Raw genomic sequence first — 16,467 nt, 5'->3', positions numbered from 1 at the left:
GCCTCGGAGCCGCCCTCTTCGCATTGTCGAAGAGGGCGGCTTTTTGTGCGCAGCGGCCCGGCTGCGCCCGCTGCCGCCCCGCTCGCGCCAGCCCCGCTCGCGCTAGCCCTGCCCGCGCCGCCCGACTCTGCCGCGGAGCAGGCGCACCGCGCTGACCTCGCCGGGTCTTGACCTGGCGCGGGCTTGCGTTAGGGCCAGCGGCCGGGCTGTGCGGCGCAGCCGGCGCTTGATCTCCCCCGGCGTAAGATTCGGACGTGCGGCAAGCAGCAGAGCAATAGCCCCGCTCACATGGGATGTCGCCATCGAGGTGCCGCTCATCTCGCGGTGCCCTCCGCCGAGCCAGGAGGACGTTATTTTCTCCCCGGGGGCATAAATGTCGATATATGGCCCGGAGTTGCTGAAGGAGGCGATTTTTCCTTCCCGGTTGGTGGCTCCGACAGAAATGGTTTGGGTATATTTTGCCGGATAATCGGCGGTGCGCTGCTTTTTGTCGTTTCCTGAGGAAGCGACAATGACGACGCCGGCCTCATTTGCTTTATTGACGACATTTCTAAGTGACGCACTTGTGGATTTCATGCCGAAGCTCATGTTAATAATATGCATGCGGCTTCTGACGCACCAGTCGATTCCGAGAATAATGTCGGAAACAAATGCTGATCCATTATGATCGAATGCCTTGACAGGGTATATTAATGAACGAGGGGCGACGCCTATCATTCCTTGAGCTCCACCTGCCGCAGCGATCGTTCCTGCGATATGGGTGCCGTGCCCGTTGTCGTCATGGGGCAGGATGTGTCGATTCAGCAGATGGACACCGCGGGCCAGGGAATAGCGTAAATCGGGGTGGCTATAATCGGCACCTGTATCAATGACGCCTATACGGATGCGGTGTCCCGTGGAGACGGACCATACCTCGGGGGCTCCGATACGCTTGATACCCCAAGGGATATCGGTGGCGCGTTCCTTCGTGGGAGAAGTTGGCGAATGTACGCTGATGGTGGAATCACTTTCGACATATAATCCGAGTTCCGCATAAATTGTGGAATCGGTGTGCCGTAATGGACAGAGTAGGGCTTGAAGCAGCGACGAGGAACGAATTAGCCGGAGTGCGGGATATTTGCGTCGATACTTGAACAATTGACGGAGGCACTCGCTATAATGGCCAGGCTGCAAGAATCGGACGATATGCCGCCCGCCTTTTCCGGAGGTGTCGATGGAATCATTTAAGAAGCGCAGTAACTTGGCGTAGTCCATAGATGATATCCTCCTGAGTTAGCGTGTTGGAGTATATTATGATGGCGCCATTGACCGGGAGTGGGGAAGTGACCCTGTTTCGAGGAAATGGGCAAACAGGCCCTTAGGGATTGTCTCTGATTTTAGAAAAATATTTGGAAATCCGAGGTTGGGTTCTAAAGTCGCGTGTCAAAGGAAAATTACAGACATAGGATGAAGAGAAGGTTCTTGAGGCCTTCATGACCAATCCGAAAAAGGACTCTGCTTTTTTCGGATAGGATACAGTCAGGAGACGGTGAACGATTCGTTCCCGTCTTTTTTATTTTGGGCGCATATTTTGCGGTTTATAAACGTTACTTGATTTGGACACGTTTTGACCACACTATTAAACTTGACATACCAATACCAAATAGGTTTTACTTATGTGTGATATGGATATGTTAGTTAAGGAATCAATTTACATATTGGTTTCGGCATCCCGTATTTTGACTTTGCGCGAGAGGAAGTGTCCGCTGGTGAGTACCCCACTTAATTTGAAAATCGACCCGGAGAAGGTCCATGAAATTCCGATGGTTGACTTGGCCTTTTTGATTTTAAAAGCGGCGAATACACCGTATTATTACCGCGACCTGATGAGCGAGGTAGCTAAGATCCGAAATATGTCGGAGGCTGAAATCAATGAAGCGATCGCTCAATTGTATACGGAGATCAATATCGACGGTCGTTTTGCCTGCGTCGGCACCAACCTGTGGGGCTTGAAGCGCTGGTATCCGATTGAGAAATCTGAGGATCCTGTGGCGAATGCGAAGCGTCCACGCATCATTAACGATGATGACGACGACCTGGAGGATGAAGATTTCACCGACGAGGAAGAAAGCTTCGCCGACGAGGACGAGGATTTTGACGCTATCGATGAAGAAGACCAAGACGAATTGTTCTCGGATGACGATGACGATGAAGTCGACGAGGTTGAAGACGACTCTCTGCTGGATGAAGAAGAGCTCGATGAAGATGACGAGAGCTCTGAGGAGGAAGAAGAGGAATTCGAGGACGACTACGACGATAAATAAGGCGTCTGATCACCTTGTGCTTTGCACAATATTGCCACAATTGTAACCTCTTGAAATGCTCTCTTCTTTACTTGACAGGGGAGAAGCTAACGGGTAAACTATTGCATGGGCTTATGATTCAAACCTATAAATATGTTCTAAATTAAAAAGTGCCCCGACCTATTCGGGTGTCACTTTTTTGTTTTTTTATGCCTTTTTTAGCTATTTTTCGTGGGCTAATGGGTTACGCTATGATCTGAGTCGCCTGAATTTCTGGACTATTATGTAGGAGGTTTTTAGACTGTGGCAAAATATATTTTCGTAACAGGCGGGGTTGTATCCTCCCTTGGCAAAGGGATTACGGCCGCTTCACTCGGCAGGCTGCTTAAGAATAGAGGTTTAAAGGTAACGATCCAGAAATTCGATCCTTACATCAACGTGGATCCGGGTACGATGAGTCCTTACCAGCATGGGGAAGTGTTCGTCACGGACGACGGGGCCGAGACAGACCTCGACCTCGGTCACTATGAGCGCTTTATTGACATCAACCTGTCCAAGAACAGCAACATTACGACGGGTAAAGTCTATTCCTCCGTGATCGGCAAAGAGCGCCGAGGGGAATACCTTGGCGGAACGGTTCAAGTTATCCCGCACATTACGAATGAAATTAAAGAGCGTGTGTTCGTGGCTGGCCGCGAGGCGGGCTCGGATGTGGTCATTACAGAGATCGGCGGAACGGTGGGCGACATCGAGAGCTTGCCATTCCTGGAAGCGATCCGCCAGATCAAGAGCGACGTTGGTCGCGACAATGTGATGTATATCCACGTCACGCTCATTCCATATATTAAGGCTGCCGGCGAAGTGAAGACAAAGCCGACCCAGCACAGTGTAAAAGAGCTCCGCAGCATCGGCATTCAGCCTAACGTGATCGTATGCCGGACGGAGCATGAGCTGTCCGATGACATGAAGGCGAAGATCGCTCTCTTCTGCGACATCGATGCGAATGCGGTCGTAGAGTGCCGCGATGCGGATACGTTATATGAGATTCCGCTCAATTTGCAAGACGAAGGCCTGGATGAAATTGTCGTGAATCACTTGAAGCTGAATACTTCAGCCCCTGATATGAGTGAATGGAAGAAGCTCGTGGAGCGGATCAACAAGCTGGAGAAGACGGTTGAGATTGCGATCGTTGGTAAATACGTAGCGCTGCACGATGCGTATTTGAGTGTCGTTGAATCGTTGTCCCATGCCGGCTTTGACAATAATGCCGAAGTGAAGATCCGTTGGGTGCATGCGGAGGATATTACCGCTGACAACGTAGCCGAACAATTGAAGGGTGTTGGCGGCATTCTTGTGCCTGGTGGTTTTGGCGATCGGGGAATCGAAGGTAAAATAACGACGATTCGCTATGCTCGCGAACAGAAAATTCCATTCTTTGGCATTTGCCTAGGCATGCAGGTAGCCGTTATTGAAGCCGCTCGAGCGCTGGCTGGCCTGGAAGGTGCGAATAGCTCGGAGATCAATCCGGCGACGCCTCATCCGGTCATCGATCTTCTGCCGGAGCAGAAGGATATCGAGGATCTGGGCGGGACGATGCGTCTTGGCTTGTACCCATGCAAGCTTGAGCCGGGTACATTGGCTGCGCAGTGCTACAAGGCAGATGAGGTGGAAGAAAGACATCGCCATCGTTATGAGTTCAACAATAACTATCGTGAACAGCTTGAGGCTGCCGGTCTTCGCATTTCAGGGACGTCTCCGGATGGCCGCCTTGTTGAGATCGTAGAGCTTCCAGATCACCCGTGGTTCCTGGCTGTTCAATTCCATCCTGAGTTTTCATCGCGTCCGAACCGGCCGCAGCCGTTGTTCCGCGAGTTTGTTAGAGCTTCGATTGCGCATAATTCTTAATGTTGTTTATGTAGATTTCGGTCGATTTTCATACGCTTTTCTTCTATAAAAATGTGGACAATTCTCTTTCTGTAGGAAATTACGAATGTTTTTAAGTATCTTTTTACCAAATTAGAAGGGATTTCCTAAATCGAGGCGAATTATACCTATGAGAATTACAAGGGTAAGACTTGTAGGAGGGTGTCTCAGTGGAAGAGAAGAAAGTGTTAATTGTCGATGATCAGAACGGAATCCGCATTTTATTGATGGAAGTGTTCAGCAGCGAAGGTTATAAGACGTTCCAGGCTGCCAATGGCAAAATGGCTTTGGAAATCGTCCGCAGTGATTCGCCGGATCTGGTGCTTCTCGACATGAAGATCCCCGGTATGGATGGACTCGAGATATTGAAGCATATCAAGGAAGTCAATCCAGCCATTAAGGTTATCATGATGACGGCTTATGGCGAACTGGATATGATCAAAGAAGCGACGGAGCTCGGTGCGTTGAGACATTTTACGAAGCCTTTCGACATTGACGAAATGAGAATGGCGGTAAATATGGAGCTGAAGGGCGGAGCTGTCCTTTAATCGAGGAGTACGTGGAGGATCGTAGGCGGTTCTAATAGAGACTCCTGTGATTGAATTTAATATGTCATGAAGACAACCTCCTTTAAGGTATGTGGAATTCGTTCCGCTAAACCGCTGAAAGGAGGTTTCTTTTTTCATTATATTGGGTAAAGTCTTCAGGGAGATTGCTGATAATTCTTGATAACGTACTTTTAATGAAGGCGTGTCTATATCTTTTTACTGAGCATCAATAGGTGCTGTTTTTATAGCATAAATTCATAAGCAACGGGAAAAGCTTGAATAGTATTTTTGTCGGGTTGTGTTATAATAATTACGTGTGAATGTCGGCAAATGAATACAAACAAACGTCCTAGGAGGATTGGAGCCATGCCATTAGTAAGTATGACAGATATGTTGAACAAAGCTCTAAAAGGAAAATATGCAGTGGGTCAGTACAACATCAATAACTTGGAGTGGACACACGCGATTCTTGAAGCTGCTGAAGAAGAGAAATCACCGGTAATTCTTGGTGTGTCTGAAGGGGCAGCGCGTTATATGGGCGGATTCAATACCGTTGTTAAAATGGTGCAAGGTCTTATGGAAGACCTGAAAATTACCGTTCCTGTAGCGATTCATCTTGATCATGGTTCAAGCATTGAGAAATGTAAAGAAGCGATTGATGCCGGATTTACTTCCGTCATGATCGACGATTCCCACAGCCCAATCGACAAAAATATCGAAACGACGAAGGCCGTCGTTGAATATGCGCATGCTAAAGGCGTATCCGTTGAAGCAGAAGTAGGTATGGTCGGCGGACAAGAAGACGACGTGATCGGTGAAGTCATGTACGCGAAGCTGGACGACTGTATCCGCATCGTAAACGAAACGGGCATCGATACGCTGGCGCCAGCACTTGGCTCCGTACACGGACCTTACAAAGGCGAACCAAACCTTGGCTTCAAGGAAATGGAAGAAATCTGTAATGCGATCAGCCTTCCGTTAGTTCTTCATGGCGGTACAGGTATCCCTACGCATGACATTAAGAAAGCCATTTCGCTCGGTACTTCCAAGATCAACGTAAATACGGAGAACCAAATCTCCTTCACAAAAGTGGTTCGCGAAGTTCTTGCCGAGAAGACTGAAGCTTACGATCCTCGTACATTCCTTAAGCCTGGCCGTGAAGCGATCAAACAGACGGTTATCGGTAAAATGCGCGAGTTCGGTTCCAACAACCAAGCATAATCTTTTTATTCTAGGTACAGTTTGCAATACAATATTTATAGAAAGACACCGCCAAATTGCGGTGTCTTTCCTATTTTACCGCATAAGTGGTATTATGGATAAGAATCGCTTGCCTAATGAGCGAATATGTTTATGTTTAGATGACTGGTGGAACTATTTTCGGCTTCAGGGGGATCTTCTTCTTATGGAAAAGTTAATGATTCATGGCGGACGCCCATTACGGGGAACCGTTCAAATCAGCGGAGCCAAGAACAGCGCGATAGCGCTTCTTCCTGCCGCCATTTTAGCGGAATCGGAAGTAGCTCTGGATAATTTGCCGCATCTTAGCGATGTGGCGGTATATACGGAAATATTAGAGGAGCTGGGGGCAAAGGTAACCTGGACTAACGGCCAGATCAAAATTGATCCGAGCCAGATCCGGTCTATTCCGATGCCTAATGGCCCTGTGAAGAAACTGCGTGCTTCTTATTATATGATGGGCGCCATGCTGGGGAGGTTCGGCGAGGCTACGATTGGATTGCCGGGCGGCTGTAACTTCGAACCCCGTCCGATTGATCAGCATATTAAGGGATTTGAGGCGCTTGGGGCCACGGTAACGAATGAGCACGGTTCTATCCATCTTAAAGCCAAAGAGCTCCGAGGCGCCAAGATATACCTTGACGTTTGCAGCGTCGGGGCTACGATTAATATTATGCTGGCGGCTGCGAGAGCCAAAGGCTCCACAATTATTGAGAATGCGGCGAAAGAGCCTGAAATTATAGATGTTGCCACACTGTTGAATTCGATGGGAGCCAGCATTAAGGGCGCTGGAACGGAGACGATCCGGATTGAAGGGGTTAAGGAAATGAGCGGCTGCCGCCATTCGATTATCCCTGACCGGATTCAGGCGGGTACTTATATGATCGCTGCAGCGGCTACCCGCGGCGATATGATTATCGACGGAGTCATTCCGAAGCACCTTGAGGCACTCACGGCAAAATTGATCGAAATGGGCGTTACGGTGGAAGAGATGGACGAGTCGATTCGCGTTCTTGGCGGACCTCAGTATGAGCATGTCGACGTAAAGGCGCTAATCTATCCTGGTTTTCCAACGGACATGCAGTCTCCGATGACAAGCTTGCTCACGCAAGCAGAAGGAGTCAGCGTGTTAAGTGACTTTGTGTACAGCAACCGGTTCAAGCATGTACCTGAGCTCGTACGGATGGGAGCCAAGATTCGCGTGGAAGGCCGTTCGGCGATTATTGAAGGCGGAGAGCTCAATGCAGCTAAGGTAAAGGCAACCGATCTTCGAGCCGGAGCGTCGCTTGTCATTGCCGGACTTACCGTCAAGGAAGGGATTACGGAAGTATCCGGCGTCGAATTAATCGATCGAGGTTACGATAATCTGGTGACTAACTTACGTGCACTCGGAGCGGATGTGTGGCGTCAGGCAGAGTAGAACTTCTCTGCCGGCCGCATAATTTTGCTGTAACCGGGTAATATTAGTAAAATGCGTCTATCATTTTTCCTGCTTATAGATTTATACTGGTTTCATAGTGTGATAGATAATTCTTGAAATGATTATTCAAAATATGCAAAATGAAAAAATTGAATAGGTGGTATACTATATGGATTTACAAATTGCCGATTTGGAAGAAATGAAACTGACGGAGCTGTATAAGCTGGCGAAGCAGTATCAGATTCCTTATTACGGACAGCTAAAGAAGAAGGAACTGATCTTTGCTATTCTAAGAGCCCAGGCAGAACAGAGCGGTCTTATGTTTATGGAAGGCGTACTGGAAATCTTGCCGGAAGGTTATGGTTTTCTTCGCCCGATCAACTACCTGCCAAGCACCGAAGATATTTATATCTCTGCTTCCCAAATACGCAAGTTCGATTTGAGAACAGGTGACCTGGTATCCGGCAAATGTAGAACGCCGAAAGAAAATGAACGATACTTCGGACTATTGCAAGTGAATGCCGTTAATGGAGAGAATCCGGCCATCGCCGCTGAACGTCTGCATTTCCCGGCATTAACACCTCTTTATCCGCAAAGCAAGCTCGTGCTTGAAACAACCCCTAACCATTTATCCACTCGTATTATGGATGTTCTAGCCCCTGTTGGACTTGGACAACGCGGTTTGATCGTGGCACCGCCCAAGGCAGGCAAGACGCTGTTGCTAAAAGAAATTGCCAACAGTATTTCTACTAATCATCCCGAGATTGAGCTATTTGTGTTACTTATCGATGAACGCCCGGAAGAAGTTACGGATATGCAGCGTTCGGTAAAGGGGGAAGTGATTGCTTCCACGTTCGATGAGCTGCCGGAGAATCATATTAAGGTAGCTGAGCTTGTGCTTCAGCGTGCGCTTCGTTTGGTAGAGCATAAGAAGGATGTCGTCATCCTGCTAGATAGTATTACTCGTCTGGCCAGAGCGTATAATCTTGTCGTTCCGCCTTCAGGCCGTACGCTGAGCGGAGGGATTGATCCCGCAGCGTTCCATCGTCCGAAACGGTTCTTTGGTTCGGCGCGTAATGTGGAGGAGGGCGGCAGTCTGACCATTCTGGCCACAGCCCTGGTAGATACGGGTTCTAGAATGGACGATATCATTTATGAAGAGTTTAAAGGAACCGGCAATATGGAGCTTCACTTGGATAGAAAATTGGCAGAACGCCGAATTTTCCCGGCCATTGATATTCGCCGCTCCGGGACGAGACGGGAAGAAGTGCTCTTGACGAAAGAAGAATTGGATACGATCTGGTCCATCCGCAAAAATATGAACGATTCCTATGATTTTGTGGAAGGTTTCTTGAAAAAGCTGCGTGACAGCAAGACTAATGCCGAGTTCCTCGCTTCTTTCGATACCGCTGGCAATACATCAACGTCCAGCAGCGGAAGTGGTGTGCGCCGTTCGCCGCGTCCAACTGCTCCATCGGGTTCCGGGTCAGGCTCGGGGTCATAACAATACGCCTGGCGTCATGAAGTGGCTTAAGTATGGCCATATCGTAAGGCAAAGAGGAGAAAGACATGTATTTAGTGTATGCAGACAAACAAGGACAAGTATATGATCACCCCTCGCTGTATGGCCTTGCCCGCAGCGCGGATATGATCGTTGAAATTCTAGAAGATGAACTGATTCCGTTACCGGAGGGGGCGACTCTTGTAGGCCTGCCCTCAACCAGGCCGATCGGAATGGATCCCGATACCGGAGAGATGATGCCCGTTCCTGGAGATGTGCAGGCTGTAGGGGCTTTACTTCCGCAGGGCTTCACTCGACTCTGCCTTCCGGGGTATGTAAAGACGGATAAGGATTATAAGCTCCCACTGTTCGGATATTCCGCGGTCGTATGGAAGGAAGGCCAATTTTATGTAACGGCGCGGTTATCTGATGATCCTGAGAAATGGAATCCACTGAACTGTGATCCGCTTGAGCTAAAGAGCCAAGTCAAGGCGTTAAAAACGAAATATCCCGAGAACCGTTTGTACGAGCATTTATCCAACTGTGCCTTGGGATACGAATGCTTGACTGCCTCAAATACGTTCTTGAATCGTTGGGAAGGCGCGGTTCCGGTATCTTACTCCTGCAATGCGGGCTGCTTCGGCTGCATTTCGGAGCAGCCGGATGACAGCGGGTTTGTTGCTCCGCAGACGCGAATGAACTTTCGTCCCCGGGTGGATGAGCTTGTTGAGATTATGCTAGAGCATTTGAAGACGCCGGAGTCCATTATTAGCTTTGGACAAGGCTGCGAAGGAGAGCCTTCGACGCAAGCGAAGCTGATTATCGAAGCGATTCGCGAGGTTCGGCGACAGACCGATATGGGATATATCAATATTAATACGAATGCAGGCCTTAGCGATCACATTCGCGGTATTGTCGATGCCGGGCTGGATTTAATGCGCGTAAGCACGATTAGCGCACTCGATGATCATTATAATGCTTACTACAAACCGCGCGGATATACTTTGGCCAATGTGGAGAAGTCGCTCCGTTACGCCTCCGATCAAGGAGTATACACGTCGATCAACTATTTGATCTTCCCTGGCGTTACGGATCGGGAGGAGGAAATTGAGGCGATGATCGAATTCGCCCGCCGCACGAAGCTCCGCCTGATTCAGCTTCGCAATCTTAACATCGATCCCGAAAGCTATTTGGAGCTTATTCCTCCGGCGCAAGGCGATATCTTCGGCATGAAGCAGGCGATTGAGATATTCCAGCAAGAGCTGCCGGATGTAGTGATCGGTTCCTATACGCATGTTCCTCCGGCTGAATTGGCCCGAGTTAAGGTGCGAGGGTAGCCCTTATATATTCCAATTGCGCGACAAAACATCGCGTGATATAATCACGTTATGTGTCATTATAACTCTGTGCACGCTTGAGGCCCAGGGCGGAAAGAAGGTGAAAGTCATGAACGAAGCAATTCAACCTAAATATCACGTGACAACGGTAACTTGCGCTTGCGGAAATACCTTTGAAACAGGTTCTGTCAAACAAGACCTGCGCGTCGAGATTTGCTCCAATTGCCATCCATTCTTCACAGGTAAACAGAAATTCGTGGATGCTGGTGGACGTGTTGACAGATTTAAGAAGAAATACGGCATCTAATTTACATTTGATGGAGACATGCTGCGATGCAGCATCTCGAAATACATGCGAAATCCCCTGCTTATTGGCAGGGGATTTGTTGTTTTATTTTTTGAATTCAATGCTTTTTTGCATTTGCGTCCATTCATCGCTGCTGATTAGGCCGAGTCTCCATATAGCAATGCCTTTAAGATCGTAGCGTTTGGCTAAGCCGATAAGCGTGTTTACGGATTTAGCATTTTCGCTGTTCAGGTTGAGTCCCAGCACGAGCTTGTCCTTCTTGGTCTCCTTAAGAGCGAGGCGGATCGCTTCATCCACTTTATCGGCTGGTTCCGGTTGTCCGGTTCCGCCACCGCTGCGGTAGTCATAGGCCATGATGATGATTTCATCCGCAATTTGGCCGAGCGCCTTGTAATCGTAGCCTTGATAAGAAGAGTTGAGCGGGTGCAGTGCTAGGGCCAGCTTTAAATTCTCAGATTTGGCCTGTAAGGACACCTCTTTGACGAAAGCCGTAAAGGAGGAGCGGGTTTTTGCTTTATCCGTGGTGAGGCCCAAGCCTTCGAAATCAAGCAGAATACCTTGGAATTGATTGCTTTTTGCAGTAGAGATTATTTCCGAAATCGCTTGCTTCCGGGCATCGGCATTTTCGATAATTTTTGTTAATTCGCCATTGACGTCTCCTGAATAGACCATCAAATAAGGGAGCGTACGGGATTGCGCCGCTTCGCTAACCAGACTCTCCGGAGTTGTGTTTCCTGCAGGGAGAGGCCATTTAAAATCTTTGCCGTTCAGTGTGAATTTGCCGTTCTCATCAATTCGGCTCCAGCCAAAGGCTACGGAATCTAGGCTGGGAATGACCGAAACGTCGGAAAAGGATGAGATCGCATAGAAACCCATGGTGTACATCCGCTGCTGCGGCGAAGAAATCGAGACGGTGCGCGTTTTCTGATCCCAATTGACTTGTGCCCCGAATTGTTGGCTAAAAAAGCTGAGCGGAATCAAGGTATGCCCGCCTACCGCCTGCGGAGCTGCAGCGAGATCGACAGCCGCTCCATTTACACTGGATTTCTTGCTGTTCAAGGTCAATTGAACGCGAACCGTATTTGCACCGGTTCCTTTGATGGCGGAGATGCTCTTTGATTTAGCATCCCATGTCACCTGAATGCCCAACGCTTCGGATATCGCCCGAAATGGCACAAGGGTCGTCCCTTCTTGGATGATAGGCTCCGCTGGAAATTGAAGAGGGTATCCGTCAAGCATGATGCGGATCGGAGTAGTGTTAGCGTGAATCTGCTGCGGCTGCGACATAACCCCGGCAAGGGTTCCGATCCATATCGCGGCAGCGAGCGCCAATTTTCCTATTTTTGTCATCAAGGTACATCCTCTCTATGAAGTTCCATATTATTCTATAAATATATCAAACTTTAAGAGAGAAGGCATGTTTACGGTATTGTAATAAGACAACTTTTTCCGCCGGTTGCATTTTGGACATGTATGAGATATACTTATTTTCACCGTGCTAGATGGGGAGGTAGCGGTGCCCTGTAACTCGCAATCCGCTATAGCGAGGTTGAATTCCTGTTAGAGGTCTTGCCGATGTGAGGTCCGGTCTTTACGGCAGACGTTGACAGACGGGTCCTCCGCAATGAGTACCTGTGAACCTGGTCAGGTCCGGAAGGAAGCAGCCATAAGCAGTCATACTTTTGTGCCGGGGGGAAGCCTGTCTCGAGTTGCGCCTTAAAGGTGCCGCTTGGATCGCAATGATCAATAACAGGTGCACGGCTACATAGTATTTATAAAGCAACATCTTTGTCTCTCGGACAGAGATGTTTTTTTATGGGTATATTTATTCTTTTAGATTATAGAATTTATAAGTTTCAGCGGAGCAGAAGGATTCTATAATCGCAAGAAAAACTACCGCTTAAATGCGGTCTGTCTACTTAGATTATACATCGATAGACGTTTTTCTTTAGATTATACAATTTATAAGTTATCAGCGGAGCTGAATTATTCTATAATCGCAAGAAAAACTACCGCTAAATGCGGTCTGTCTACTTAGATTATACGTCGATAGACGTTTTTCTTATGGATCTGTATCATGGTGTAATCATGCTAATGGCATGAAGTGATATTTATTACTGAAAGCGACTTATCAGTTAGAAGTTTTTCTCATCCTTCGAGTATAGTATAATGGGAAAGTGACGATTATCGCTTCATGAAGAAAGAAGGTGCCGCATATGGAGCATATTGCGCTGTACCGTGCTTGGCGGCCGCAGTCGTTTCAAGACATGGTAGGACAACAGCACATTATTCGCACGTTGCAGAATGCGATTCGGGAGCAGCGGCTTTCGCACGCTTATTTGTTTAGCGGTCCTCGGGGAACGGGGAAGACGAGCGCGGCCAAAATTCTGGCCAAAGCCGTCAACTGCGAGAAGGGCCCGGCACCGGAGCCGTGCAACGAATGCGACTCATGCCGCCGGATTACGGCAGGAGCTGTTATGGACGTGCTTGAGATTGACGCCGCTTCCAACAGGGGAGTCGAAGAAATTCGTGATTTGCGCGAAAAAGTGAAATATGCCCCTACCGAAGTGCGGCAGAAGGTTTACATTATCGATGAAGTTCATATGCTGACGACGGAAGCGTTTAATGCATTGCTCAAGACGCTGGAAGAGCCGCCGCCGCACGTGATGTTTATCCTTGCGACAACAGAGCCGCATCGGCTTCCAGCCACGGTCATATCCCGCTGCCAACGCTTTGATTTCCGCCGCGTATCCTTGGAGGAACAGAGCGAGCGGCTTAAGCTTATTTGCGAGCAAGAGGGCATTACCGCCGAGGATGAAGCTATTCAATATATAGCGCGGCTGTCGGACGGAGGCATGCGGGATGCGCTAAGCATATTGGATCAGATCGCATCCTTCTCGGATGGACATGTATCCTACAAGCAGGCGCTGGATATGACCGGCGGGATTCCTTCGAAGCAGTTTGCGGAAATCGCTAGAACGCTGATCGAAGGCGATGTCGGGGGCATGCTGCAGTTGATCGAAGGCCTTATGCAGGAGGGCAAGAGTGCTGATAAATGCATGGAGAACCTGCTGTATTATTTTCGCGATTTATTAATGATTAAAATGGTGCCGAATGCGGATAAGATGACGGAGCGCGTGCTGGATCCCCAGGAATTCAGGGAGATGGCGGAAGTGTTCACGCGTTCGCAGCTGTTTCGGATTATTGATACGCTGAACCATTATCAGACAGAGATGAAATATGCACTGCAGCCGCAGACGCTGTTTGAGGTGGCGCTTTTGAAGCTGTGCAGCATTCCGCAGGGTGAAGACGCAGTCCAATCGCAGTCGGTATCCTCTGTCGCTCCAAGCTCCTCTGCCGGTCAATCGGAGGTTGAGCAGCTGCGCCGTCAATTGTCCGAATTGGAGAAGAAGCTGGAACGCGCGCTGCAAGGAGGCTTGACGGGCGGAGGACAAGATCCTGGCAATAAAGGGAACCGCCCGGGGGCAAGGACAGCTGCGCCGCGCGTAGCCTCAAAGGCCAAGCTCCCTGCTGGACTTGACCGATACGTTGCGCAGCGAAGCAGCCCGGAATTCTTGGCGGTGCAGGGGAAGTGGAATCAGGTGCTTCAAGGCGTTAAGGATGAGAAGATCACCATTCATGCCTGGTTCGTCAACGGCGAGCCTGTTTCCGTGCTGGAGGATGCCGTTCTGGTCGCATTCAAGAATGACATTCATCGGGAAACCACAGAGAAGCCGGCCAATAAGCAGCTCATTGAAATGGTTATGGAGCGGGTATTAGGCTCGCCATATCGGCTGGTTACGATGATGCTCAAGGACTGGAGCGACAGTATTGATGGCGCGGCAGCTGACCCGTCCAAGGAGGAGCCCTTTCAGCTAGAACAGGTCTCAGAAGATGGAGGCAGCGGCAGTAAGGAGCCGTGGGTGGACGAGGCGCTGCAAATGTTTGGAGACGATCTTGTTATCGTGAAGGAGTAAGCCCGGCTAACTTTTTGTATAAATTACTATAATATAAATGACCAAGGCAAAGGAGATGTAAGTAATATGAATAATATGAACCAAATGATGAAGCAAGTTAAGAAAATGCAGGAGCAAATGCTGAAAGCTCAGGAGGAGCTCGGCGGCAAGACGGTCGAGGGAAGCGCGGGCGGCGGCGTAGTTACCGTCGAGGTTAACGGACATAAGAAAGTGTTGTCTATCAATATTAAGCCGGAGGCTGTGGATCCTGATGATGTAGAGATGCTGCAGGATCTCGTGTTGACAGCTGTGAACGACGCGCTTGGCAAAGCGGACGAGCTGGCTAATAACGACATGGGTAAATTCACGGGCGGAATGAAAATTCCAGGCCTGTTCTAATTAAACGACCGAAGGAGAACACGCTCATTGTATTATCCCGAACCGATCGCCAAGCTGATCGACGCCTTTACTCATTTGCCGGGAATCGGACCGAAGACGGCCGCGAGGCTGGCTTTTCACGTACTGAATATGAAGGAAGACGATGTTATCGATTTTGCCAAAGCATTAGTAAGCGTCAAGCGAAACCTTCACTATTGCTCGGTATGCTGTAACATTACGGACACCGATCCCTGCCGGATTTGTCAGGACAAGACTCGAGATTCCTCGGTCATTTGCGTTGTCCAGGACTCCAAGGATTTGGTGGCTATGGAACGAACAAAAGAGTTTGATGGTTACTATCATGTACTGCAGGGCGCTATTTCACCCATGGAAGGACTTGGTCCCGATGACATAAGGCTCAAGGAGCTTTTGAACCGTCTAAGTGATGAACGGGTTAAAGAGCTGATCTTGGCGACCAACCCCAACATTGAGGGGGAAGCGACGGCGATGTATATTTCTCGTCTTGTGAAGCCATTCGATATTCGTGTTACTCGGATTGCCCATGGATTGCCGGTTGGCGGCGATTTGGAGTATGCGGACGAGGTAACCTTATCCAAGGCGCTTGAGGGCAGGCGTGAATTAAGGTAAAAGAAATTCAAGTCGATTTGGAAGCTCCGGTTAAGACCGGGGCTTCTTTTTGCATTTTTTACACGAAAGGATCAACGCGATCAAAATTAGAAAACACGAAAGTTCTAAGTTTGTCCCTTTTCCGATACACATGAAATATACCGGGTTAAGGGGGCGGATATTATCGTGAAGTGGAAGCAATGGTTATTGAGAATGAAAAAGATGAAGCAGATAGATCAGGATCTAGAGTATAAGGAGCATTTGTATAGTGAAGTAAAAAAGGCGCAGCGTCAGTGGGAGCAAGCTTACTGCGCGCTTCAGGAGGCGGTAGGCGCTGATGAGGTGGATATCGCAATATATACCCTTGAAGCTGCAGAAAGACGCTATCAGGTTCATTTAAAGGCGGCCAAGCAGGCGAATGTCACATGGGAGCCATTTCAATTTGGTTCGTATTCCGATTCATACCTTAGGAAATAATTCGAGTGTGCTAATGAGGAGGGGAATAGATGATAAAAATAATATTATCTCTCGTACTTATCGGATCATTGCTGTTATTAGGCTACATCATTTTTTCGCGGAGGCTGGGTTTCGCATGGCTTACTCGTTTAGGCCTTCATATCGTATTGGCCGCACTTGGGATTTATGTTGTTAACTTCTCGGGTTTATTGACGGAGACTTATATCCCGATGAATCCGGTTACGATAAGTACCGTGCTTATTCTCGGCTTGCCTGGCGTTGGTTTACTGCTTGGGCTAAAATTAACAATGCTTTGATTGGATTTCATGGTTGACGTTAATTTGCGTTCTGTGTTACATTATAAATCGCTTCTTCGATAGGCCAGTACATCAAGGTCAGTCAGCAATTTTTATTTTAAAAAAAGTGTTGACTTAAGAAGGGCAATCATGATATATTATAAAGGTCGCTGCTGAAACAATCTGGCGGCGGAAAC

Annotated in this window: 15 protein-coding genes and 1 other RNA gene; 14 read left to right on the top strand and 2 right to left on the bottom strand. The window is 48.6% G+C overall.

Translation table 11 applies throughout. The annotated features are described in order from the left end of the window. Positions 1-102 precede the first annotated feature (102 nt). Complete coding sequence (locus ACE3MQ_RS24645) at positions 103-1,254, bottom strand: S8 family peptidase (protein WP_379397763.1); 1,152 nt, start codon at positions 1,252-1,254, stop codon at positions 103-105. A gap of 494 nt (positions 1,255-1,748) precedes the next feature. Between ACE3MQ_RS24645 and rpoE the strand changes: the two genes are divergently transcribed. The 8 genes from rpoE (at position 1,749) to rpmE (ending at position 10,557) form a co-directional block, all read left to right on the top strand. Beyond that, on the top strand, positions 1,749-2,303 hold the full coding sequence (rpoE, locus tag ACE3MQ_RS24640) for a DNA-directed RNA polymerase subunit delta (protein WP_379397761.1): 555 nt from the start codon (positions 1,749-1,751) through the stop codon (positions 2,301-2,303). A gap of 282 nt (positions 2,304-2,585) precedes the next feature. Next, positions 2,586-4,187, top strand: a complete 1,602-nt coding sequence (locus tag ACE3MQ_RS24635; RefSeq protein WP_379397760.1) for a CTP synthase — start codon at positions 2,586-2,588, stop codon at positions 4,185-4,187. A 188-nt stretch (positions 4,188-4,375) separates the two neighbouring features. Beyond that, a complete protein-coding gene (locus ACE3MQ_RS24630; RefSeq protein ID WP_055105456.1) occupies positions 4,376-4,753 on the top strand; it encodes a response regulator in 378 nt (125 codons plus the stop codon). Between the two features lie 366 nt (positions 4,754-5,119). Beyond that, positions 5,120-5,974 (top strand): class II fructose-1,6-bisphosphate aldolase, encoded by an 855-nt coding sequence (gene fba, locus ACE3MQ_RS24625; RefSeq protein ID WP_379397757.1) that lies wholly within the window; start codon positions 5,120-5,122, stop codon positions 5,972-5,974. A 184-nt stretch (positions 5,975-6,158) separates the two neighbouring features. Then, positions 6,159-7,412, top strand: coding sequence for a UDP-N-acetylglucosamine 1-carboxyvinyltransferase (locus tag ACE3MQ_RS24620; RefSeq protein WP_379397755.1), 1,254 nt, complete (start codon positions 6,159-6,161; stop codon positions 7,410-7,412). Between the two features lie 169 nt (positions 7,413-7,581). Further along, entirely contained in the window at positions 7,582-8,916 is a 1,335-nt protein-coding gene (gene rho, locus ACE3MQ_RS24615; RefSeq protein WP_379397753.1) for a transcription termination factor Rho, read from the top strand. A gap of 65 nt (positions 8,917-8,981) precedes the next feature. Continuing rightward, positions 8,982-10,250, top strand: a complete 1,269-nt coding sequence (locus ACE3MQ_RS24610; protein ID WP_379397751.1) for a radical SAM family protein — start codon at positions 8,982-8,984, stop codon at positions 10,248-10,250. Between the two features lie 109 nt (positions 10,251-10,359). Beyond that, entirely contained in the window at positions 10,360-10,557 is a 198-nt protein-coding gene (rpmE, locus tag ACE3MQ_RS24605) for a 50S ribosomal protein L31 (RefSeq protein WP_110929797.1), read from the top strand. Between the two features lie 84 nt (positions 10,558-10,641). On the opposite strand, the gene ACE3MQ_RS24600 is transcribed toward rpmE, so the two are convergent. After that, the gene (locus tag ACE3MQ_RS24600; RefSeq protein WP_379397749.1) at positions 10,642-11,907 is read right to left on the bottom strand and encodes a stalk domain-containing protein; all 1,266 of its coding nucleotides are present in this window, start codon (positions 11,905-11,907) and stop codon (positions 10,642-10,644) included. 143 nt (positions 11,908-12,050) lie between these two features. Here ACE3MQ_RS24600 and ffs point away from each other — a divergent pair. The 6 genes from ffs (at position 12,051) to ACE3MQ_RS24570 (ending at position 16,291) form a co-directional block, all read left to right on the top strand. Continuing rightward, an RNA gene (gene ffs, locus ACE3MQ_RS24595) (signal recognition particle sRNA large type) lies at positions 12,051-12,318 on the top strand. 455 nt (positions 12,319-12,773) lie between these two features. Beyond that, positions 12,774-14,534: a DNA polymerase III subunit gamma/tau gene (gene dnaX, locus ACE3MQ_RS24590; RefSeq protein WP_379397747.1), complete on the top strand. Its 1,761-nt coding sequence runs from the start codon at positions 12,774-12,776 to the stop codon at positions 14,532-14,534. Positions 14,535-14,600: 66 nt separating this feature from the next. Beyond that, a complete protein-coding gene (locus tag ACE3MQ_RS24585) occupies positions 14,601-14,912 on the top strand; it encodes a YbaB/EbfC family nucleoid-associated protein (RefSeq protein WP_379397745.1) in 312 nt (103 codons plus the stop codon). A gap of 27 nt (positions 14,913-14,939) precedes the next feature. Then, on the top strand, positions 14,940-15,539 hold the full coding sequence (gene recR / locus ACE3MQ_RS24580) for a recombination mediator RecR (protein ID WP_055105465.1): 600 nt from the start codon (positions 14,940-14,942) through the stop codon (positions 15,537-15,539). A 165-nt stretch (positions 15,540-15,704) separates the two neighbouring features. Beyond that, complete coding sequence (locus ACE3MQ_RS24575; protein WP_379397742.1) at positions 15,705-15,995, top strand: DUF2508 family protein; 291 nt, start codon at positions 15,705-15,707, stop codon at positions 15,993-15,995. 29 nt (positions 15,996-16,024) lie between these two features. Beyond that, positions 16,025-16,291, top strand: a complete 267-nt coding sequence (locus ACE3MQ_RS24570) for a pro-sigmaK processing inhibitor BofA family protein (RefSeq protein WP_379397740.1) — start codon at positions 16,025-16,027, stop codon at positions 16,289-16,291. Positions 16,292-16,467 lie beyond the last annotated feature (176 nt).

The organism is Paenibacillus lentus, from assembly GCF_042714055.1.
GTDB lineage: Bacteria > Bacillota > Bacilli > Paenibacillales > Paenibacillaceae > Fontibacillus > Fontibacillus lentus_A.
This window is presented reverse-complemented; position numbering and strand designations above follow the sequence as displayed.

Bases quoted from the DNA above. Each gene is read 5' to 3' on its own strand.
- rpmE (WP_110929797.1), top strand. From the start codon at position 10,360: ATGAACGAAGCAATTCAACCTAAATATCACGTGACAACGGTAACTTGC.
- ACE3MQ_RS24610 (WP_379397751.1), top strand. From the start codon at position 8,982: ATGTATTTAGTGTATGCAGACAAACAAGGACAAGTATATGATCACCCC.
- dnaX (WP_379397747.1), top strand. From the start codon at position 12,774: ATGGAGCATATTGCGCTGTACCGTGCTTGGCGGCCGCAGTCGTTTCAA.
- ACE3MQ_RS24585 (WP_379397745.1), top strand. From the start codon at position 14,601: ATGAATAATATGAACCAAATGATGAAGCAAGTTAAGAAAATGCAGGAG.
- ACE3MQ_RS24570 (WP_379397740.1), top strand. From the start codon at position 16,025: ATGATAAAAATAATATTATCTCTCGTACTTATCGGATCATTGCTGTTA.
- rho (WP_379397753.1), top strand. From the start codon at position 7,582: ATGGATTTACAAATTGCCGATTTGGAAGAAATGAAACTGACGGAGCTG.
- ACE3MQ_RS24620 (WP_379397755.1), top strand. From the start codon at position 6,159: ATGGAAAAGTTAATGATTCATGGCGGACGCCCATTACGGGGAACCGTT.
- fba (WP_379397757.1), top strand. From the start codon at position 5,120: ATGCCATTAGTAAGTATGACAGATATGTTGAACAAAGCTCTAAAAGGA.
- ACE3MQ_RS24645 (WP_379397763.1), bottom strand. From the start codon at position 1,254: ATGGACTACGCCAAGTTACTGCGCTTCTTAAATGATTCCATCGACACC.
- ACE3MQ_RS24600 (WP_379397749.1), bottom strand. From the start codon at position 11,907: ATGACAAAAATAGGAAAATTGGCGCTCGCTGCCGCGATATGGATCGGA.